At 72.3% G+C, this 19,031-nt stretch carries 17 protein-coding genes; 3 read left to right on the top strand and 14 right to left on the bottom strand.

The window, feature by feature from the left end:
- Positions 1–252: 252 nt before the first annotated feature.
- The 5 genes from CNQ36_RS19345 to bldG form a co-directional block, all read right to left on the bottom strand.
- A complete protein-coding gene (locus CNQ36_RS19345; protein ID WP_176117861.1) occupies positions 253–1,782 on the bottom strand; it encodes a DUF7059 domain-containing protein in 1,530 nt (509 codons plus the stop codon).
- Positions 1,783–1,830: 48 nt separating this feature from the next.
- Positions 1,831–2,421 carry a small secreted protein gene (locus CNQ36_RS19340; protein ID WP_040906513.1) on the bottom strand — a complete coding sequence of 197 codons (591 nt, stop codon included), beginning with the start codon at positions 2,419–2,421 and terminating at the stop codon, positions 1,831–1,833.
- A gap of 193 nt (positions 2,422–2,614) precedes the next feature.
- A complete protein-coding gene (locus CNQ36_RS19335) occupies positions 2,615–5,020 on the bottom strand; it encodes a sodium-translocating pyrophosphatase (RefSeq protein ID WP_004928220.1) in 2,406 nt (801 codons plus the stop codon).
- Positions 5,021–5,340: 320 nt separating this feature from the next.
- Positions 5,341–5,778, bottom strand: a complete 438-nt coding sequence (locus CNQ36_RS19330; protein WP_121546918.1) for an ATP-binding protein — start codon at positions 5,776–5,778, stop codon at positions 5,341–5,343.
- A 113-nt stretch (positions 5,779–5,891) separates the two neighbouring features.
- Entirely contained in the window at positions 5,892–6,233 is a 342-nt protein-coding gene (gene bldG, locus CNQ36_RS19325; protein ID WP_003991900.1) for an anti-sigma factor antagonist BldG, read from the bottom strand.
- A gap of 79 nt (positions 6,234–6,312) precedes the next feature.
- On the opposite strand from bldG, the gene CNQ36_RS19320 reads away from it, so the two are divergent.
- Positions 6,313–8,859 carry a DEAD/DEAH box helicase gene (locus CNQ36_RS19320; RefSeq protein WP_121546917.1) on the top strand — a complete coding sequence of 849 codons (2,547 nt, stop codon included), beginning with the start codon at positions 6,313–6,315 and terminating at the stop codon, positions 8,857–8,859.
- Here the strand turns inward: CNQ36_RS19320 and CNQ36_RS19315 are convergent.
- From CNQ36_RS19315 to ssd, 7 genes are all read right to left on the bottom strand, one after another.
- Positions 8,856–9,224: an Rv3654c family TadE-like protein gene (locus CNQ36_RS19315; RefSeq protein WP_398488107.1), complete on the bottom strand. Its 369-nt coding sequence runs from the start codon at positions 9,222–9,224 to the stop codon at positions 8,856–8,858. The two genes, CNQ36_RS19320 and CNQ36_RS19315, sit on opposite strands and share 4 nt — an antisense overlap.
- A gap of 104 nt (positions 9,225–9,328) precedes the next feature.
- Complete coding sequence (locus CNQ36_RS19310) at positions 9,329–9,709, bottom strand: TadE family type IV pilus minor pilin (RefSeq protein ID WP_121546916.1); 381 nt, start codon at positions 9,707–9,709, stop codon at positions 9,329–9,331.
- The gene (locus tag CNQ36_RS19305; RefSeq protein WP_004928246.1) at positions 9,696–9,905 is read right to left on the bottom strand and encodes a DUF4244 domain-containing protein; all 210 of its coding nucleotides are present in this window, start codon (positions 9,903–9,905) and stop codon (positions 9,696–9,698) included. The genes CNQ36_RS19310 and CNQ36_RS19305 overlap by 14 nt, the downstream gene beginning before the upstream one ends.
- A gap of 67 nt (positions 9,906–9,972) precedes the next feature.
- Positions 9,973–10,764: a type II secretion system F family protein gene (locus tag CNQ36_RS19300; RefSeq protein WP_121546915.1), complete on the bottom strand. Its 792-nt coding sequence runs from the start codon at positions 10,762–10,764 to the stop codon at positions 9,973–9,975.
- On the bottom strand, positions 10,761–11,636 hold the full coding sequence (locus CNQ36_RS19295) for a type II secretion system F family protein (RefSeq protein ID WP_121546914.1): 876 nt from the start codon (positions 11,634–11,636) through the stop codon (positions 10,761–10,763). The genes CNQ36_RS19300 and CNQ36_RS19295 overlap by 4 nt, the downstream gene beginning before the upstream one ends.
- Positions 11,633–12,838 carry a TadA family conjugal transfer-associated ATPase gene (locus CNQ36_RS19290; protein WP_121546913.1) on the bottom strand — a complete coding sequence of 402 codons (1,206 nt, stop codon included), beginning with the start codon at positions 12,836–12,838 and terminating at the stop codon, positions 11,633–11,635. Before CNQ36_RS19290 ends, CNQ36_RS19295 begins: the two co-directional genes overlap by 4 nt.
- Entirely contained in the window at positions 12,835–13,941 is a 1,107-nt protein-coding gene (gene ssd / locus CNQ36_RS19285; RefSeq protein WP_176117857.1) for a septum site-determining protein Ssd, read from the bottom strand. Before ssd ends, CNQ36_RS19290 begins: the two co-directional genes overlap by 4 nt.
- A gap of 579 nt (positions 13,942–14,520) precedes the next feature.
- Between ssd and CNQ36_RS19280 the strand changes: the two genes are divergently transcribed.
- Positions 14,521–15,354: an HAD family hydrolase gene (locus CNQ36_RS19280; protein ID WP_004928262.1), complete on the top strand. Its 834-nt coding sequence runs from the start codon at positions 14,521–14,523 to the stop codon at positions 15,352–15,354.
- 397 nt (positions 15,355–15,751) lie between these two features.
- On the opposite strand, the gene CNQ36_RS19275 is transcribed toward CNQ36_RS19280, so the two are convergent.
- A complete protein-coding gene (locus tag CNQ36_RS19275) occupies positions 15,752–16,576 on the bottom strand; it encodes a Fic family protein (protein WP_121546911.1) in 825 nt (274 codons plus the stop codon).
- Between the two features lie 101 nt (positions 16,577–16,677).
- Here CNQ36_RS19275 and CNQ36_RS19270 point away from each other — a divergent pair, with 101 nt between their 5' ends.
- On the top strand, positions 16,678–17,658 hold the full coding sequence (locus CNQ36_RS19270; protein ID WP_121546910.1) for an ATP-binding protein: 981 nt from the start codon (positions 16,678–16,680) through the stop codon (positions 17,656–17,658).
- A gap of 3 nt (positions 17,659–17,661) precedes the next feature.
- Here CNQ36_RS19270 and CNQ36_RS19265 read toward each other — a convergent pair whose 3' ends face one another.
- On the bottom strand, positions 17,662–18,930 hold the full coding sequence (locus tag CNQ36_RS19265; protein ID WP_121546909.1) for a polysaccharide deacetylase family protein: 1,269 nt from the start codon (positions 18,928–18,930) through the stop codon (positions 17,662–17,664).
- Positions 18,931–19,031: the final 101 nt, after the last annotated feature.

The raw sequence follows: 19,031 nt of genomic DNA, 5'->3' as shown, positions 1-19,031 counted from the left end.
TGGTACCGGCCCCGGGGGGACGCTGCCACGCCCGGGCAGCGGGCAGACGAACCAGAGGTGAACGCGAGCAACCCGGAGCGGAGCGGGATGCCGGACACGGCCCGGAAGCTCTTTTACGAAATCGGGGAGGAAGGGGAACGGAGGGGGAAGGGCCGGGATGGTGGCCCCGTGCCGTTCGCCTCAACCGGCCCTTCCGTTTCAGCTGGCCCCTCCGTCTCAGCCGACCCGTTCGCCTCAACCGACCCGTTCGCCTCAGCCGGCCGGTTCCAGGAAGCCCTGCTCCACCAGCAGCCGGATCTGGGCCGGGGTGCGGTCGCGCAGCAGCACCGGGTCCTCACCGAGGAGCTGGGCGATGGCGTCCAGGATCCGGCCCGCGGTCATGGTGCCGTCGCACACCCCCGCGAAGCCCGCGCCGATCGTGTCCACCTTGGTGGCCCGGCGCATCCCGCGGTTCTGGCGCAGCACGACGTGCTCCGGGTCCTCGGCGCCGGGCAGCCCGACCTGTTCCTGCACGACCTCGGCGGCCAGCTGGAAACGCGCGGCCAGGAGCGCCGCGTCGTCGTGCGTCCGCAGGTAGTCGAGCCGGGCGAAGTGCGCCCGGACCGTCTCGCCGAGCGGCTGCTCGACCGGGTGCGGCCACTCCTCCACGGTGACCGACGGCACGGCGGAGCCGGACCTGCGCAGGGTGATCCAGCCGAAGCCGACCGCCCTCACCTTGCGTGCCTCGAACTCGTCCAGCCACGCGTCGTAGCGCGCCCGGTACTCGGTCTCGTCCCCGCGGTGGTCGCCCGCGTCCCTCAGCCACAGCTCGGCGTACTGCGTGATGTCCTGCACCTCGCGCTGCACGATCCAGGCGTCGCACCCGCGGGGCACCCATGACCTGAGTCTGTCCTGCCAGTCCTCCCCCTCCACGTGCTGCCAGTTGGCGAGGAACTGCGCGAACCCGCCCTCGTTCAGCCGCTCCCCCGATTCCTGAACGAGCGTGCGGCACAGATCGTCCCCGCCCATCCCGCCGTCGCGGTAGGTGAGCCGGGCGCCCGGCGAGATCACGAAGGGCGGATTGGACACGATCAGATCGTACGTCTCGTCGTCCCGGACCGGCGTGAACAGCGAGCCCTCGCGCAGTTCGGCGGCCGGGGCCCCGGAGAGGGCCAGGGTGAGCGCGGTGATGTGCAGGGCGCGCGGGTTGACGTCGGTGGCCGTCACCCGCGTGACGTGCCGGGTGGCGTGCAGCGCCTGGATGCCGGAGCCCGTACCGAGGTCGAGCGCGGAGGCGACGGGCGTCCGCACGGTGATGCCGGCCAGGGTGGTGGAGGCCCCGCCGACGCCGAGCACGACGCCCTCGTCACGGCTGCCGATGCCGCCGGCGCCCCCGACGGCGCACCCGAGGTCGGAGACGATGAACCAGTCCTCGCCGGCCGGCCCGCCGTACGGCCGTACGTCCACGGTGGCCGCGACCTCGTCCGTGCCGGCGCGCCTCAGCCACCCGGTCTCCAGGCAGACGTCCACGGGCAGTACGTCCGCCACCCGCGCGTGCGGCACGGGCTGCTGCAGCAGGAACAGCCGTACGAGCGTCTCCAGCGGCGTGTCCCCGCGGGTGGCCCTCAGGGCGGGCACGGTCTCGCTGCGGGCCAGCGCCGCGTAGGCGGGGGCGCCGAGCAGTTCGAGCAGTCCGTCGGCGGTGAAGGAGGCTCCGAGCAGCGCGTCCCGCAGCCGGGCGGCGGCTTCGGGGCGGTCGGAGGAGGGCAGGGGCGGCAGGCTGGCGTCACTCACGCCCTCCATTGTGGCCGCCGCCCCCGCCCTCCGCGTACCGCGCCGGGTGCCGTGGTGTCAGCTCTTGGTGGCTCCCGCCGACCCGGTGGCGGTCTGGCAGCTCGGCTGCCGGGACATCGCCTCGCCGACCTCGCCCTCCTCCAGCGTGCTGAGGGCGTTGCTGCCGCTCTTGCCCAGCTTGTCCAGCTCGGCGGCGATGTCCTTCAGGCCGTCGGCGAACTTCGCCTGGTCCTCGGTGTCGAGCCCGTCGACCTGCTTCTGCAGGGAGGCGTACGAGGCGGAGATGCTGTTGAGCTCCTTGACCGCGTCCGCCTGCTTCTTCTCGCCGTTCTCGACGTCCGGCGCCCCGGCCTTGTTCACGGCGGTGCCGATCGCCTTGTAGGCGTCGGACATGTCCTGGAAGGCCTTCGAGTCCGCCTTCTGGACCTCTTCCGGCGTGCTGTTGTCCGAGGTCTCCTTCTGGATGTCGGCGTTGGCCGACTTGATCTTCGCGGCCTGCGGCTGCACCGCGTCGCAGACCTCCCTCGCCCAGGCGTCCAGCTTCTCGTTGTTGTCGTCGCCGCCGCATCCCGTCAGCGCCAGTACCAGTACCGCACCGCCGGACAGTGCGGCCGCGAGCTTCTTGTTCACCGGATTGGTCCCTTCCATGGCTCTCGGCCCCGGAACATACACGCCAGATGGGCTACACCCACTCGCCGAACGTCCGGTAAGAGACTTTTGAAGCCATTTGCACCACGCGAGAGAAGGCTCACGGCGTGGGTGCGTGGCGCGGGGAGAGGGCGGGCGGCGCGTCAATACGCGCCGCCCGCCCGCACCTTGATCCGGTGTCCGCCGTCCGTCCCTAGGAAACCACCGCCGGATCGGCCGACTTGGGTTTCGGCTCGGGGTTGTCCTCGTCGTCCACGGCGATGCCGCGCCGCTTGGACACGTACACCGCGCCGACGATGACGAGCAGCGCCAGGACGGCGATGAGCACCCGCATTCCCACGCTCTTGTCCGCGCCGTAGGAGAACTTGATGACCGCGGGCGCGATGAGCAGCGCCACCAGGTTCATCACCTTCAGCAGGGGGTTGATCGCGGGTCCCGCGGTGTCCTTGAAGGGGTCGCCGACGGTGTCGCCGATGACGGTGGCCGCGTGGGCCTCGCTGCCCTTGCCGCCGTGGTGGCCGTCCTCGACGAGCTTCTTCGCGTTGTCCCAGGCGCCACCGGAGTTGGCGAGGAACACCGCCATCAGGGTGCCCGCGCCGATCGCGCCCGCGAGGAACGCCCCGAGGGCGCCCACGCCGAGCGTGAACCCGATGAAGATGGGCGCCATCACGGCGAGCAGACCGGGTGTGGCGAGCTCCCGGAGGGCGTCCTTGGTGCAGATGTCGACGACCTTGCCGTACTCCGGTTCCTCGCTGTAGTCCATGATCCCGGGCCGTTCGCGGAACTGCCGGCGCACCTCGTAGACCACCGAACCCGCCGATCTCGAGACCGCGTTGATCGCCAGTCCCGAGAAGAGGAAGACGACCGCCGCGCCCGCGATCAGACCGACGAGGTTGTTGGGCTGGGAGATGTCCATCATCAGGCTCATCGGGGCGCCGTCACCGCTGAGCCGTTCGCCGACGTCCCGCGCGCCGGTGGTGATGGCGTCCCGGTACGAGCCGAACAGCGCCGCCGCCGCGAGGACGGCCGTGGCGATCGCGATGCCCTTGGTGATGGCCTTGGTGGTGTTGCCGACCGCGTCCAGGTTGGTGAGCACCTGGGCGCCCGCGCCCTCCACGTCGCCGGACATCTCGGCGATGCCCTGCGCGTTGTCGGAGACCGGGCCGAAGGTGTCCATCGCGACGATCACACCGACCGTGGTGAGCAGTCCGGTGCCGGCCAGCGCCACCGCGAACAGCGCCAGCATGATCGACGTACCGCCGAGCAGGAACGCCCCGTACACGCCGAGGCCGATCAACAGGGCGGTGTAGACGGCGGATTCGAGGCCTATGGAGATACCGGACAGGACGACGGTGGCCGGGCCGGTGAGCGAGGTCTTCCCGATGTCCCGCACCGGGCGCCGGGTGGTCTCGGTGAAGTAGCCGGTGAGCTGCTGGATGAGGGCGGCGAGGACGATGCCGATGGCCACCGCGACGAGCGCCAGGATCCGCGGGTCGCCGTCCTTGCCCAGGATGGTCTCGTCGGTGACGCCGTCGAGGCCGGCGTACGTCGACGGCAGATAGGCGTACACGGCGATCGCGACGAGGACGAGCGAGATCACCGCGGAGACGAAGAACCCCCGGTTGATCGCGCTCATGCCGCTGCGGTCGGCGCGCCGCGGGGCCACCGCGAAGATGCCCGCCATCGCGGTGAGGACGCCGATGGCGGGCACCAGCAGCGGGAAGGCGAGCCCCGCGTCGCCGAAAGCGGCCGAGCCGAGGATCAGGGCGGCCACCAGGGTCACGGCGTACGACTCGAACAGGTCGGCCGCCATGCCCGCGCAGTCGCCGACGTTGTCGCCCACGTTGTCGGCGATGGTCGCGGCGTTGCGCGGATCGTCCTCGGGGATGCCCTGCTCGACCTTGCCGACCAGGTCGGCGCCGACGTCCGCGGCCTTGGTGAAGATGCCGCCGCCGACCCGCATGAACATCGCGATCAGCGCCGCGCCGAGACCGAACCCCTCGAGCACCTTCGGGGCGTCGGCCGCGTACACCAGCACCACGCAGGAGGCGCCGAGCAGGCCGAGTCCGACGGTGAACATTCCGACGACGCCGCCCGTACGAAAAGCGATCTTCATCGCTTTGTGCGAGACGGCGGTGAGATCCTTTTCCGGTTCGCCCTCGGCCGGTGTCGCTTCGCGCGCCGCGGCCGCGACCCGCACATTACTGCGCACGGCGAGCCACATACCGATATAGCCGGTGGCCGCCGAGAACGCCGCTCCGATCAAGAAGAACACCGACCGTCCGGCACGCTGGCCCCAGTCGTCCGCGGGCAGCAGCATGAGCAGGAAGAACACCACCACGGCGAATACGCCGAGGGTGCGCAACTGACGGGCCAGATAGGCGTTCGCACCCTCCTGGACCGCTGCCGCGATCTTCTTCATGCTGTCGGTGCCCTCGCCGGCCGCGAGCACCTGGCGCACCAGGACTGCCGCGAGCACCAGCGCCGCCAGCGCGACGACCCCGATGACCACCACGAGCAGGCGGTTCTCGTCGGTCAGCACGGCGGCCGCGAGGGATGTGGGTCGGCCCGACTCTTGTGTGAGGAAAAGCCCCGCCATTCGTCCTCCTTGACGCTTGGGCTGAGCTCAAGATGTGGACGGGATTGTAGGTACCGGAACCTGATCAAAACAGAGCGCGTGAAATGTAAATGTCCTGTGCGCACTCTTCGATAATGATCGCCGGACAGCCGGAGACCCGAAATCGGTAATGCTTTTGGAGCATTCTCTTGATCTCATTTACGGAGCACGGCAGGTCGTGAACGAATTCACGCGATCAACCGCTCGAGACCACTGTAAGCGGGGGCACCGGCACCCGCACATGACGAAGGGCCCCACGAGTGGGGCCCTTCGGAAAAACAGTCGCCGTCCGGGTGAACGGGTCAGCCGAGGGAGGTGACCGGCGGCACGGTGGGCCACCTCATGCGGATCGATCCGCCCTGTTTCCCCGCACTGACCTCGACGTCGTCGACCAGGCCGCTGATGACCGCGAGGCCCATCTCGTCCTCCTCGGTCTCCGCGTCGGTGTCTCCCGGCCCGTCGCCGGACGCGCGGCCGCCGATGGCCGCGTGCGGCGCCTCGTCGCCGACCTCGATGGAGAACAGCTTCTCCTCCTCGATCAGCAGCACCTTCACCGGTGCCGAGATTCCGCCGTTCTGGTGCAGCCCCACGGCCCGGCTGCACGCCTCTCCGACGGCCAGCCTGACCTCGTCGAGAACGGCCTCGTCCACTCCGGCCCTGCGCGCCACCGCCGCGGCGACGAGCCGGGCGGTCCTCACGTGCTCGGGCAGCGCGCTGAAGCGGAGTTCGACGGTGGCCATGCATCCCCCTCGCGACTACGGGCGTGCTGTGGAGAGGCCGGGCCGCCGAGAGCCGGGCCCTCCTCGTGGTTCACGTCCGCCGCCCGGACGCTGCGGCCCGGGCGGCGGGGTGTTCAGTCGGTCGCCGCCACCGCTTCCTCGACCGAGGTGTGGATCGGGAACACCTTGGTGAGGCCGGTGATACGGAAGATCTTGAGAATACGCTCCTGGTTGCAGACCAGGCGCAGTGAGCCCTCATGGGCACGGACGCGCTTCAGGCCGCCGACCAGCACGCCGAGTCCGGTGGAGTCGAGGAAGTCCACGCCCTCCATGTCGACGACAAGGTGGAAACTGCCGTCGTTCACCAGCTCGACCAACTGCTCGCGCAGCTTGGGCGCGGTATATACGTCGATTTCGCCACCGACCCTGACGATCGTGCGATCGCCCATGGTCTCGGTCGACAGGGACAGGTCCACGGATCCTCCAGCACCTAGCTATCGAGCGGTCGCCCTTGGGGCATCTCGGCTCAGCCCCCGGGACGGTTCGCCAGCCGCGATGGCATTCAATCACTTACCGGCAGGCGTGCACGACGCCTTGGCCCCATTGTCCGTCACGCCAGTGACACACTCGGTGCCGATGGCCAAGAATCACCGACCCGATCGGCCCCCGGCGGAACACCCGTCCAGGCCCGCGCCGGACGCGGTCCTGGACCGGCTCGCATCCGGACCGGGCCGGGCTTCGCGCATCACTCATACGGAGCACTTGCCCCCACGTGAGGGGCGTCATGCCGTCTGGCCGGACCGGATCCGCCCGGAGATCCTCGCCGCCGTGCGGGCGGCGGGCATCGAGCACCCCTGGGCCCACCAGGCACGCGCCGCCGAGCACGCCCTGGACGGCGAGTCCGTGGTGGTCTCCACCGGCACCGCGTCCGGCAAGTCCCTGGCGTACCTCATGCCGGTCCTGTCCGCGCTCCTGGACGGCGCACAGGCCCCGAACGGCCGCGGTGCGACCGCCCTCTACCTCGCTCCCACGAAGGCCCTCGCCGCGGACCAGTGCCGATCCGTGAAGGAACTTTCACAACCACTGGGCCATTCGGTGCGCGCGGCCGTCCACGACGGCGACACGCCGTTCGAGGAACGCGAGTGGATCCGCCAGTACGCCAACTACGTGCTGACCAATCCGGACATGCTGCACCGGAGCATCCTCCCGTCCCACCCCCGCTGGTCCTCCTTCCTCAAGTCGCTGAAGTACGTCGTGGTGGACGAGTGCCACACCTACCGGGGCGTCTTCGGCTCGCACGTCGCCCAGGTGCTCCGCCGGCTGCGACGCCTGTGCGCCCGCTACGGCGCCTCACCCGTCTTCCTGCTGGCCTCCGCGACCGCCGCCGAGCCCGCGGTCGCCGCTCGCCGCCTCACCGGCCTGCCGGTCGTGGAGGTGGCCGACGACGCCTCGCCGCGCGGTGAACTGGTGTTCGCGCTGTGGGAGCCACCGCTCACCGAACTGCACGGCGAGAAGGGGGCGCCGGTCCGCCGTACGGCCACCGCCGAGGCCGCCGACCTGCTGACCGACCTCACGGTGCAGGGCATCCGCTCGGTCACCTTCGTGCGCTCACGGCGCGGCGCCGAGCTGATCTCCGTGATCGCCCAGGACCGTCTCGCCGAGGTCGACCGCTCGCTGGCCCGGCGGGTCGCCGCGTACCGGGGCGGTTATCTCCCCGAGGAGCGCCGCGCCCTCGAACGCGCCCTGCACAGCGGCGAACTGCTCGGTCTGGCCGCGACGAACGCCCTCGAACTCGGCATGGACATCTCCGGCCTGGACGCCGTGGTGATCGCCGGCTATCCGGGCACCCGGGCCTCCCTGTGGCAGCAGGCGGGCCGCGCGGGACGCTCCGGACAGGGCGCGCTGGCCGTCCTGGTGGCCCGTGACGACCCCCTGGACACCTTTCTCGTCCACCACCCCGAGGCGCTGTTCGACCGGCCCGTGGAGTCCACCGTCCTCGACCCGGACAACCCCTACGTGCTCGCCCCGCACCTGTGCGCGGCAGCCGAGGAACTGCCGCTGACGGACGAGGACCTGGCCCTCTTCGGCCCGGCCGCCGGGGAGCTGCTCCCGCAGCTGGAGGCCGCGAAGCTGCTGCGCCGCCGGACGAAGGCCTGGCACTGGACCCGCCGGGAGCGGGCCGCCGACCTGGCCGACATCCGCGGGGAGGGCGGCCGGCCGGTCCAGGTCGTCGAGGCCGGTACGGGCAGGCTGCTCGGCACGGTCGACGCGGGCGCGGCCCACACCGGCGTCCACGAGGGCGCCGTCCATCTGCACCAGGGCCTGACGTATCTCGTGCGCTCCCTCGACCTGGAGGACTCCGTCGCCCTGGTCGAGCGGGCCAATCCCACCTACACGACGGTGGCCCGGGACACGACGTCGATCTCCGTGCTGGAGACGGACACCGAGATCCCGTGGGGCGACGGCCGCCTGTGCTACGGCTCCGTCGAGGTCACCAACCAAGTGGTCTCCTTCCTGCGCCGGCGGGTCATCACCGGTGAAGTGCTGGGCGAGACGAAACTCGACCTCCCTCCTCGTACGCTGCGCACCCGCGCGGTGTGGTGGACGGTCACCGAGGACCAGCTGGACCGGGCCCGGATCAACCCGGAGATCCTCGGCGGCGCCCTGCACGCCGCGGAGCACGCGTCGATCGGCATGCTGCCGCTCTTCGCCACCTGCGACCGCTGGGACATCGGCGGGGTCTCCGTCCCGCTGCACCCCGACACGCTGCTGCCCACGGTCTTCGTCTACGACGGCCATCCGGGTGGCGCGGGCTTCGCCGAGCGGGCCTTCCACACCGCCCGTGCCTGGCTCACCGCCACCCGCCAGGCCATCGCCTCCTGCGAGTGCGACGCCGGGTGCCCCTCCTGCATCCAGTCCCCCAAGTGCGGCAACGGCAACGACCCTCTGCACAAGCGGGGCGCGGTACGCCTGCTCACGGTGCTGCTGGAGGGGGCGCCCGAGGAGAAGCCGGAGGACGAGGCGGACGCGACGGACGCGACGGACGCGGAGAGGGGCTCCGGACCGGCCGGGGCGGAGCTGGGAGGAACCGCGGCGTCCTAGCCGAGGGTCGGCGCGGGGACCGGGTCCGCGGGCCGGGGGTCCGCCGGGGGCCGGGAGTCCGCCAGGTCCGGGGGCCGGGGATCCGCCGGGCCGGCGGGGCCCGCCCGGGCCCTGATCTCCACCGTGAACGGTCCCCGGCCCGACTCCACCGACACGTCCGACACCTCACCGGTGAGGACGCACCGCACGAGCCGCGCGTTCTGGGCCCGGGCGACCCGGTCAGCCCGGGCGCAGGCCGCCGTGCCGCCCTCCGGCCAGTGTTCCGCCGCCGCGAGCGCCGCCAGATCCGCGCCCCCGGCGGCCCGGTGCCGGACCACCACGGCGTGCCCGAGGGCGAGGACCACGCCGAACACGACACACAGCACGGCGATCGCGCCGACGCTCCAGACCGTCGCCGACCCCCGGTCCGCACACCGACCGGAAGCACGGCCCGCCACCCTCACCCGGCGCCATGCGCGGAGCACGCCCCTCACGTCCCCTCGGCCCGGGTCGGCGCCCCCGCCGTCTCCTCCACGGCCGCCACGGCCTCCTCCCTCAGCTCGAAGGGCAGTCCGCGCAGGACCGGAGGTCTGGCCACGACGACCACCCGGACCTGCTCGGCCTCCCTGCTCACCGTGACCGTCGCGCCGGACGGCGCCGTCTCCCGCGCGAGTGCGACGACCGCGTCGGGGGGATCCTGCCGGGCCGCCGCGCGGGCTCCCGCGCGGGCCGCGTCCACGCACTGGATCTGCGCCGCCACCACCAGGAGGCCCCAGATCAGCGCCGTCGCGACCATCACCAGCACCGGGAGGACCAGGGCCGACTCCGCCGTCACGAAACCCCGGTCCGTGCGCCGCTCACATCCGGCCATCGAGGGCCTGCTGCACGATGTTGCGCAGCGCCGCGCTGACCGGCCCGCTGGTGACCACCTTGTAGAGCACGACGGAGAACGCCACCGCCGCCACGATTCCCATCGCGTACTCCGACGTCACCATTCCGGAGTCCCGCCGCGCCGTCCGCACCTTGCACACCAGGGCACGCAGTCGCGCCCGTACCGCCTGATACATCTCAACCCCCGTGAGGAGTAGCCGTTCCGATCGTCTGGTCCTTGCCGCGCACATCGCTCGTCTCCCGTTACACGCCGCCTCCTCCTCCCAGCACCCCGCCCGCGAGGCCGATCACCACGGGCACCACGCCGACCGTGATGAACGCGGGCAGGAAGCACAGCCCCACCGGCGCGCTGACCATGACGGCCGCCCGCCGGGCCCGTGCCGTCGCCGCGCGGGCCCACTCAGCGCGGGCCTCCGCGGCGAGCCGGCCCACGGGCGCGGCCAGGGGAAGTCCGGACACATCGGCCCGCTCCAGCAGCCGGGCCAGGGCCGCGGCGCCCGGCACCGACGCCAGCCGGTGCCACGCGGCGGCGGGTTCGCCGCCGAGCCGTACCTCCGCCGCACCCCGGGCCAGCGCCTCCCCGACCGGTCCGCCCAAGGTCTCCCCGACCGCCTGCGCGGCCAGTACCGGGCCGGCGCCCGCCGCGATGCAGGCCGACAGCAGATCGGCGGCGAGCGGCAGTTGCCGTGCGGCGACGGCGGGGTCCGGCACGCCCGCGGGCGGAGCTGCCGCCCCGCGGCGGAGTCGCCACCACCGCAGTCCGGCCGCGGCGACCGGTCCCGCCGCCATTCCGGCGAGACCTCCGACAAGCACCCATCCGGCACACGCCACGCCCGCGTACGGCAGCCAGCTCCGCGCGGCGTGCGGCAGCGTGAGGCGTGCGGCGGTCGTCCGCCGCTCCAGGGCCAGTACTCCGGCCAGCCGCCGCCGGACTCTCCGCTCGCGGCGCGTCCGACTCCACCAGCCCGCCAGTGAGGCGAGCGCGGTCACCGTCCCCAGCACTGCCCCCAGCCTGTGGAAAAGTTCCCCGCTCACGCCGTCGCCTCCTCGGCTCCGCGCATGATCCGCAGCGCCCACCACAGCCCCAGTCCCTCCAACACCCCGCCGGCCACCAGACAGACCAGGCCCGACGGCGTGTGCAGCAGGATGTGCAGCGGGTCGGCGCCGAGTGCCGCGCCGAGCGCCAGGCCGACCACCGGGAGCCCGGCGAGCAGCACCGCTGTCGCGCGGGCGCCGGCCAGCTGGGCGCGCAGATCGGCCCGCTGGTCCCGTTCCGCCCGCAGCGCCGCCTCCAGCCGGTCGAGTCCGTCCGCGAGCCCGGCGCCCTGGTCCACCGCCACCCGCCAGCACGCGGCGAGTCCCCGTAGTCCCCCGGCGCCCGGCCGGCGAGCCGCGTCCGCGAGGGCCTCCGGGACGTCTCCGCCGAACCGCGCCGCCGCCAGCACCGCCGCCTGCATGTCACCGAGCCCGCCGGAGTCCCGCGCGGCCGGCAGCAGCCCCTCACCCGGCTGGCGCCCGGCACGCACCTCCCCGGCGAGCGCCCCGCACAACGCGATCACCGCGTTCCCGCGGTGCTCCCGCGCCCGGCGTTCCCCGGCGGCCCGCCGCACCCTCCGCAGCAGTGGCACTCCGGCTGCTCCCACGACGACCGGCAGCACGGACGCGCCGAGCACCGCCAGCACCGCTCCGGCGGCCAGCGACCACCACTCGGCGCGCAGCCGCCCGCGGACGCGTCCCCACGCGCGGTTCACCCGGGGCAGCCCCCGTGGCCCGCCGTCCCGCGTGTCCCCGCCGGCCAGCAGCAGCCGCGCCCGTCCGGCCCCGGCGTGCCCGCCGCCCAGCAGCCAGGCCGCGGTCCCCAGGCACGCCACGGCCGCGCCGGTCGACACCTCCGTCGTCCCGTTCACCCCTCGGTCCCCCCGTCCTGTCCGCCGCGGTCCGGGGCTCCGAGCAGTTCCCGCAGGCGCTGCCACCCCGGCTCGCAGGTGAAGGCCCGCGGCCCCCACCTCAGCGCCGGCACCGTCCGCACCAGCCCCGACGGGTCCCGTTCCAGTACGTGCACCTCCGCGATCCGCCGCCGTCCGCCCCGGTCGCGCACGAGGTGCAGCACCACCGAGAGGGCCGCCGCCAGCTGGCTGTGCAGTGCGAACCGGTCGAGTCCGGCCGCCGTGCCGAGCGCCTCGAGCCGGGCCGGCACATCAGCCGCGGCGTTGGCGTGGACCGTGCAGGAGCCGCCTTCATGACCCGTGTTGAGGGCGGCCAGCAGATGGACCACCTCGGGGCCGCGCACCTCGCCCACGACCAGCCGGTCCGGCCTCATGCGCAGCGCCTGCCGCACCAGGTCCTCGAGGGTGACGAGGCCGGCGCCCTCCTGGTTGGCGGGTCTGGTCTCCAGGCGCACGACGTGCGGATGGTCGGGACGCAGTTCGGCCGAGTCCTCGGCCAGCACGATCCGCTCGTCCGGCCCGGCCAGCCCGAGCAGCGCGCTCAGCAGCGTCGTCTTCCCGCTGCCGGTGCCGCCGCTGACGAGGAACGACAGGCGCGCGTCCAGCAGCGCCCGCAGCACCCGGTCCCCGCCGGGCGGCACCGTCCCCGCTGCGACCAGTTCGTCGAGGGTGAAGGCGCGCGGCCGTACGACCCGGAGCGACAGACAGGTGGAGCCCACGGCGACCGGCGGCAGCACCGCGTGCAGCCGGGTCCCGTTGGGCAGCCGGGCGTCGACCCAGGGCCGGGCGTCGTCCAGGCGCCGGCCGGCCACGGCGGCGAGCCGCTGGGCGAGCCGGCGGACGGCCGTCGCATCCGGGAAGCGGATCCCGGTGAGCTCCAGCCCACCACCCCGGTCCACCCAGACCCGGTCCGGCGCCGACACCAGCACGTCCGTCACCGCCGGGTCGGACAGGAGCCGTTCCAGTGGCCCGCTGCCGACCAGCTCGGACCGCAACTGCTCCGCTGCTCCCAGCACTTCGGCGTCCCCGAGGACCCGCCCCTGGTCCCGCAGCGCCTGCGCCACCCGCGCGGGCGTCGGCTCGGCCCCGCTCTCGGCCAGCCACCGCCGCACCCCGTCGAGCAGCCCGGGAGGCATCCCTGCTCCGGTCACCGGACTCCTCATGCCGTCCTCGCCTCCACCAGCGCCCGCTCCCAGAACTCCCTGCAGAACCGGGCCAGCGGGCCACGGCCCGACCCCCCGGGCGGGCGCCCCGTGTCGTACGGGCGCTCCAGCGCGGGCTCGACGGGCACGTCACCCGCGAGGGGCAGTCCGAGCAGCCTGGCCACCTCGCGGTCGTCCAGGCCGGGCGCGTACGGCCCGCGCACCGCCAGCCGCAGGTCGCGCAGGACCATGCCCACGGCGGAGGCGACACGGCCCGCCGCCGCGACGGCGCGCAGTTCCGCGGGGACCACGAGGAGCCCGAGGTCCAGCTGGGCGAGGACCTCGGCGACTCCGTCGTCGACGCGGCGCGGCAGGTCGACCACGACGGTGCCGCCCCCGCGCCGCGCCGCGGCGAGCACCGCGCGGACGGCCCGGGGCGGCACCGCGAGGCAGTCCCCGCGGTCCCAGCTGAGCACCCGCAGCGAGTGCAGTTCCGGCAGCGACTCCTCCAGGGCCCCGCCGCCGACGCGGCCGTGCGAGGCGGCGAACGCCGGCCAGCGCAACCCCTTGGCCGTCTCGCCGCCGAGCGCCACGTCGAGGCCGCCGCCCAGCGGATCGGCGTCCACCAGAAGTGTGCGCAGTCCTTCCCGCGCGGAGGTGACGGCGAGGGCGCACGCCAGCGTGGACGCTCCCGCGCCGCCCCGGCCGCCGATGACGCCGACGGTCAGGGCGGGCCGGCCTACGCCCTCGGCCACGTCGGCGATGCGGTCGACCAGCCACTGTTCGCCGTCGGGCAGCATCAGCACGTGGTCGGCGCCGATCTCGACGGCCCGCCGCCAGACACCGGAATCGTCCTGGTCGCGGCCGACCAGCACCACTCCCGGCCGGCGCGCCGCCCCGCGCACCCGTCGCGCGGCGTCGTCCCCGACCAGCACGAGCGGCGCGGCCTCCCAGCTGCCCCGCGACTCCGGCACCGCGTGATGGACCTCCGGTGTGGCGCCGGCCGCCGCGCACAGGCGCAGCAGGTCGTCGAGGAGCCCGGCGTCCTCGGTGAGGATCAGTGGTGCGCCCGGCCTGCCTCCTCCGGTGGCCGGAGGCGGGTCGTGGGTGATGGTTCCGGACACGTTCGTCCCCCTTTGCTGCGTCTGTCGCGGAGCCCCTGCGGCCCCGCCATTCCCAGGCATGGGAAGAGCCGGTAACGCCCTCGTTCGACGGTCGGCGTGAATCGGCCATACGCGACCCGGCAAACGGCAGCGGATGTGAACTCGCGGCGAGCGGGGCGCGCTGGAATCACGGTGCGGCGATCCGGAAAAACATGTGGATCTTGGTCGAAAACTGTGGACGCGTCAGAGGCTGTGAATATCGCCGCCACCCTTACGGGCGAGTCCCGCACAGCTCCTGTGCGACCCCCGTAGAGCAGTGCGATGGCTACCTTGAGTAACAAGTCGTGAGCATGACAACATCTCGCCCCATCGGCGCCGACGCGGTGCGCTTACCGCCGAAAGAGGGAAGAAAACCCACCCGGACATGCGACGACCCCCGCCGGGGGGGAGAGCGGGGGTCGTCCCCACGGCCGACTCGGGGGGGGGAGGAGTCGGGCCGGGTTAGACACGGTCGCGAACGATCCGTGACTTCCATGGTGTACCCGAGAGCCTTCTCAGGCAAACCCACACGCCCCACCTTACGCCGAATGGGCTGCCCCTATGCTCAGCACCGTGGAAAACCACTCGATGCCCCGCACAGCCGCCTTCTTTGACCTGGACAAGACGGTCATTGCGAAGTCGAGCACGCTCACGTTCAGCAAGTCGTTCTACCAAGGCGGCCTGATCAACCGCAGGGCAGTACTGCGCACCGCGTACTCCCAGTTCGTGTTCCTGGCCGGTGGCGCCGATCACGACCAGATGGAGCGGATGCGCAAGTACCTGTCCGCACTGTGCCGCGGCTGGAACGTCCAGCAGGTCAAGGAGATCGTCGCCGAGACGCTGCACGACCTCATCGACCCGATCATCTACGACGAGGCCGCCACCCTCATCGAGCGGCACCACACCGCGGGACGCGACGTCGTGATCGTGTCCACGTCGGGCGCCGAGGTGGTCGAGCCGATCGGCGAACTGCTCGGCGCGGACCGGGTCGTGGCCACCAGGATGGTCGTGGGCGACGACGGATGCTTCACCGGCGAGGTGGAGTACTACGCGTACGGCCCGACCAAGGCCGAGGCGATCAGGGAGCTGGCCGAGTCCGAGGGCTACGACCTGGCACGCTGCTACGCCTACAGCGACTCGGTGACCGACGTGCCGATGCTGGAGTCCGTGGGCCACCCGCACGCCGTGAACCCGGACCGCGCGCTGCGCCGGGAGGCCCTCACGCGGGAGTGGCCGATCCTCGACTTCCACCGGCCGGTCCGGCTCAAGCAGCGCTTCCCCGCGTTCTCGGTGCCGCCGCGTCCCGCCCTGGTCGCGGCGGCCGCCATAGGTGCCGCGGCGGCCACCGCGGGCCTCGTCTGGTACGCGAGCCGGCGCCGCGCGGTGGTGGCCTGACCGCCCCACGCGCGTACGGCCGAGCCGTCCACCGGCCCGGCACATTCCAGCGGCGCCCGTTTCACACCTCATTGAGCGTAAAAGTAAAGAAGCGGGGTCTGGGCTTCCCCTCGCTCCGGACCCGGAGTACAAAGGACGTAACGGCCCGCGAGACCGAGGACATCCGAGAGGATCACCTTCAACCAACGCATCAGTGGCCCCACGGACCGAGCATGAACACCGCGAACCCACGCGACGTCGACCCGTCGATTACGGGCCAGCCGCACCAGGTGACGGGCAAAGTTCCCCGCCTGATGGGCATATATCGAGGACGCTTGGTACCGCGGTGAACGTGCCAGCGGCGGTACGAGTATTCGTACCGCCGCATTTCTGTCCGCTGCCGCCGCCCGACCTTTGTCTACGCGGCTCCGCGCTGGAGCGCCTCGCACACCGCCGTCGACTCGCGCGCCCCCAGTCCGACCGCGCGCCCGCAGTGGGCGATCCAGGCGGCGACGCCCTCGGGAGTACCGGAGACGTAACCCTCCAGCGCCTCCAGGTAGGCCTCCCGGCCCAGTTCGGCGTGGCCCACCTCGGCGGGGCATACCGACTTGGGGTCGAGACCGCTGCCGACCAGGACGATGCGCTCGGCCGTGCGCGCGATCAGGCCGTTGTGGGAGGTGAAGGGGCGCAGCGCGAGGAGTTCGCCGTGCACCACGGCGGCCGTCACCAGCGCCGGGGCGGAACCGCCCGCGATGATCAGTTCGGACAGCCCTTCCAGCCGCCCGTGCGCCTCCGCGGCGCTCGGCAGCGCCAGCCCGATCAGGGGCTCGTCGACCGGCTCGCCCTCCTGGCGGGGACGTCCGACCCGCTCCTCCCCCTCGGCCGCCGCGACCAGGTGCAGCCGGGCCAGCACCCGCAGGGGTGACTGCCGCCAGATGGACAGCAGCTGGCCGGCCTCCGCGGTCAGGCGCAGGGCCGCGCCCATGGTGCGCGCCTCGCCGTCGCCGCTGAAGTCGCTGCGCCGGCGCACCTCCTCCAGGGCCCAGTCCGCGCCCGACAGCGCCGCAGTGCCGCGGGCGCCGCGCAGCGCCGCCTCCGAGGTGATCTCGTTGCTGCGCCGCCGCATGACCCGGTGCCCGTAGACACGGTCCACGGACTTGCGCACGGACTCCACGGAGTCGGCCACGCCGGGCAGGGAGCCCAGGGCGGCGAGCGGATCGGCGGACGCGCCTGTCGTACTCATGAGTACGACCCTACGCACCCCGGGCGCCCGCCCCACGAAGGAGTGGTCTTCTTCACGTCCGGCTGCCACCCAGAGCAATCGCTCCATTACGCTTGGTGAACATGAAAATTGCTTTCGTGGGGAAGGGCGGCAGCGGGAAGACGACCCTGTCGTCCTTGTTCGTCCGTCATCTCGCGGCCGCCGGCGCTCCGGTCGTCGCGGTCGACGCCGACATCAACCAGCATCTCGGGGCCGCGCTGGGCCTGGACGAGGCGGAGGCGGCAGCCCTGCCCGCGATGGGCGAGCAGCTGCCGCTGATCAAGGACTATCTGCGCGGCACCAATCCGCGCATCGCGTCCGCCGAGACGATGATCAAGACGACGCCGCCGGGCGAGGGCTCCAGGCTGCTGCGGGTCCGCGAGGACAACCCGGTCTACGACGCCTGCGCGCGGCCGGTGGAACTCGACGGCGGGGCCGTCCGCCTGATGGTCACCGGCCCCTTCACCGACGCCGACCTGGGCGTCGCCTGCTACCACTCCAAGACCGGAGCGGTGGAGCTGTGCCTGAACCACCTGGTGGACGGCCCCGGCGAGTACGTCGTGGTCGACATGACGGCCGGCTCGGACTCCTTCGCCTCCGGGATGTTCACCCGCTTCGACCTCACGTTCCTCGTGGCCGAGCCGACCCGGAAGGGCGTCTCCGTCTACCGCCAGTACAAGGAGTACGCCCGTGACTTCGGGGTCGCCCTGAAGGTCGTCGGCAACAAGGTGCAGGGCCCGGACGACCTGGACTTCCTGCGCGCGGAGGCCGGGGAGGACCTGCTGGTGACGGTGGGCCACTCGGACTGGGTCCGGGCCATGGAGAAGGGCCGGCCGCCCCGGTTCGACCTCCTGGAGGAGCCCAACCGGCAGGCCCTGCGGGTGCTGCACTCGGCCGCCGACGCACGGTACGAGGCGCGCGACCGGCAGCGCTACACCCGCCAGATGGCGCACTTCCACGTGAAGAACGCCCTGTCGTGGGGGAACGAGCGCACCGGGGCCGATCTGGTGGCCCAGATCGACCCCGGTTTCGTGCTCGGCGAGGACGTCACGGCGTCCGCCTGACACTCACCGCTTCGCCGCCGGCGCTCCGGGCACCCCCTTGGGAGCCGGCGCGGGGCCGGCGGCCAGGAAGGACTTCCAGCCGTCCTTCGGGGCCTCGCCGACCTTCAGCGTGCGCAGTCTCTCGAGGGTCTCCGGGTCCTGGGCGTCCAGCCAGTCCGCCAACTGCCGGAAGGAGACGCAGCGCACGTCGGACTTGGTGCACACCTCCTCGACGACCTCCTCGACGGCGCGCATGTAGGTGCCGCCGTTCCAGGACTCGAAGTGGTTGCCGATGATCAGCGGCGCCCTGTTGCCCCGGTAGGCCCGATCGAAGCCCTGGAGGAGGCCGTCCCGCATCTGGTCGCCCCACATCTCGTGCTTGGCGGGGTCGCCCTGGGTGGTGCCGGACTGGTTGACCATGAAGTTGTAGTCCATGGTCAGTTGTTCGAAGGAGTGCCCGGGGAAGGGCACGAGCTGCATCGACAGGTCCCACAACCCCTGCTTCTTCTTCGGCCACACCTGGTTCTCGACCCCGCTGGTGTCGTAGCGGAAGCCCAGGTCGCGGGCGGCCTTCATGAAGTTCTTCTGGCCCTCCAGGCAGGGGGTGCGGGCGCCGATCAGCTCCTTGTCGTAGTCGAAGGGCAGCGGAGCCGACTCGTCCATCCCGGTGGTGGTCTTCCACGTCTTCACGAAGCGCTTGGCCTGGGCGATCTCGTCCTTCCACTCCGCCACCGACCACTCGCCGACGCCACCGCCGCTGCCGCAGAAGTGCCCGTTGAAGTGCGTTCCGATCTCGTTGCCCTCGAGCCAGGCCAGGCGCAGCTGCTTCAGGGTGTCGGCGATGCCCTCCCGGTCGTTGAAGCCGATGTCCGAGCGGCCCGGCGAGTGCTGCGGCGGGCGGTACAGGTCGCGCTTCTCCTCCGGAAGCAGGTACACGCCGCTCAGGAAGTAGGTCATGGTCGCGTCGTTCTCCCTGGCGACCTTGCGGAAGTGCGAGAAGAGCTTCTGGCCGTCCTCGCCCGCGCCGTCCCAGGAGAAGACCACGAACTGCGGGGGCTTCTCGCCCGGCTTCAGCCTCTCGGGCCGGGGCAGATGCGGCTGCGCCCCGGTGTACGCGGTGGAGCCGTCGCCGATCAGGCGGACGACGTTCTTCGGTGCGGGGGCCGGTTCGGCCTTCTCCTGGTCCCGCGCCCGCTCGCCGGTGCTGTCGTCACCGGCTCCGCAGCCGGCTAGCGAGGTGACGCAGACCGCGACGATCACGGCGCCCGTGACGATCCTCCGGGTGGCGGTCATCCGCCCACCTTCTTCCTTCTCTCGGGCCGAGTTCGGTGAGTGCGTTGCCTGTGCTGTGCCGGTCCGTACCGACAGCGCCGTCAAACTCGCACGGAATGAAG

Origin of the sequence: Streptomyces fungicidicus (assembly GCF_003665435.1) — a bacterium.
GTDB classification, from domain to species: domain Bacteria; phylum Actinomycetota; class Actinomycetes; order Streptomycetales; family Streptomycetaceae; genus Streptomyces; species Streptomyces fungicidicus.
This window is presented reverse-complemented; position numbering and strand designations above follow the sequence as displayed.

What these genes read in the sequence shown, in the direction of transcription:
- CNQ36_RS19305 (WP_004928246.1), bottom strand. Translation starts at nt 9,905, where the DNA reads ATGTATCAGGCGGTACGGGCGCGACTGCGTGCCCTGGTGTGCAAGGTG.
- CNQ36_RS19280 (WP_004928262.1), top strand. Translation starts at nt 14,521, where the DNA reads ATGCTCAGCACCGTGGAAAACCACTCGATGCCCCGCACAGCCGCCTTC.
- CNQ36_RS19290 (WP_121546913.1), bottom strand. Translation starts at nt 12,838, where the DNA reads ATGAGGAGTCCGGTGACCGGAGCAGGGATGCCTCCCGGGCTGCTCGAC.
- CNQ36_RS19330 (WP_121546918.1), bottom strand. Translation starts at nt 5,778, where the DNA reads ATGGCCACCGTCGAACTCCGCTTCAGCGCGCTGCCCGAGCACGTGAGG.
- CNQ36_RS19265 (WP_121546909.1), bottom strand. Translation starts at nt 18,930, where the DNA reads ATGACCGCCACCCGGAGGATCGTCACGGGCGCCGTGATCGTCGCGGTC.
- CNQ36_RS19270 (WP_121546910.1), top strand. Translation starts at nt 16,678, where the DNA reads ATGAAAATTGCTTTCGTGGGGAAGGGCGGCAGCGGGAAGACGACCCTG.
- CNQ36_RS19320 (WP_121546917.1), top strand. Translation starts at nt 6,313, where the DNA reads ATGGCATTCAATCACTTACCGGCAGGCGTGCACGACGCCTTGGCCCCA.
- CNQ36_RS19345 (WP_176117861.1), bottom strand. Translation starts at nt 1,782, where the DNA reads ATGGAGGGCGTGAGTGACGCCAGCCTGCCGCCCCTGCCCTCCTCCGAC.
- CNQ36_RS19275 (WP_121546911.1), bottom strand. Translation starts at nt 16,576, where the DNA reads ATGAGTACGACAGGCGCGTCCGCCGATCCGCTCGCCGCCCTGGGCTCC.
- CNQ36_RS19310 (WP_121546916.1), bottom strand. Translation starts at nt 9,709, where the DNA reads ATGGCCGGATGTGAGCGGCGCACGGACCGGGGTTTCGTGACGGCGGAG.
- CNQ36_RS19340 (WP_040906513.1), bottom strand. Translation starts at nt 2,421, where the DNA reads ATGGAAGGGACCAATCCGGTGAACAAGAAGCTCGCGGCCGCACTGTCC.
- CNQ36_RS19335 (WP_004928220.1), bottom strand. Translation starts at nt 5,020, where the DNA reads ATGGCGGGGCTTTTCCTCACACAAGAGTCGGGCCGACCCACATCCCTC.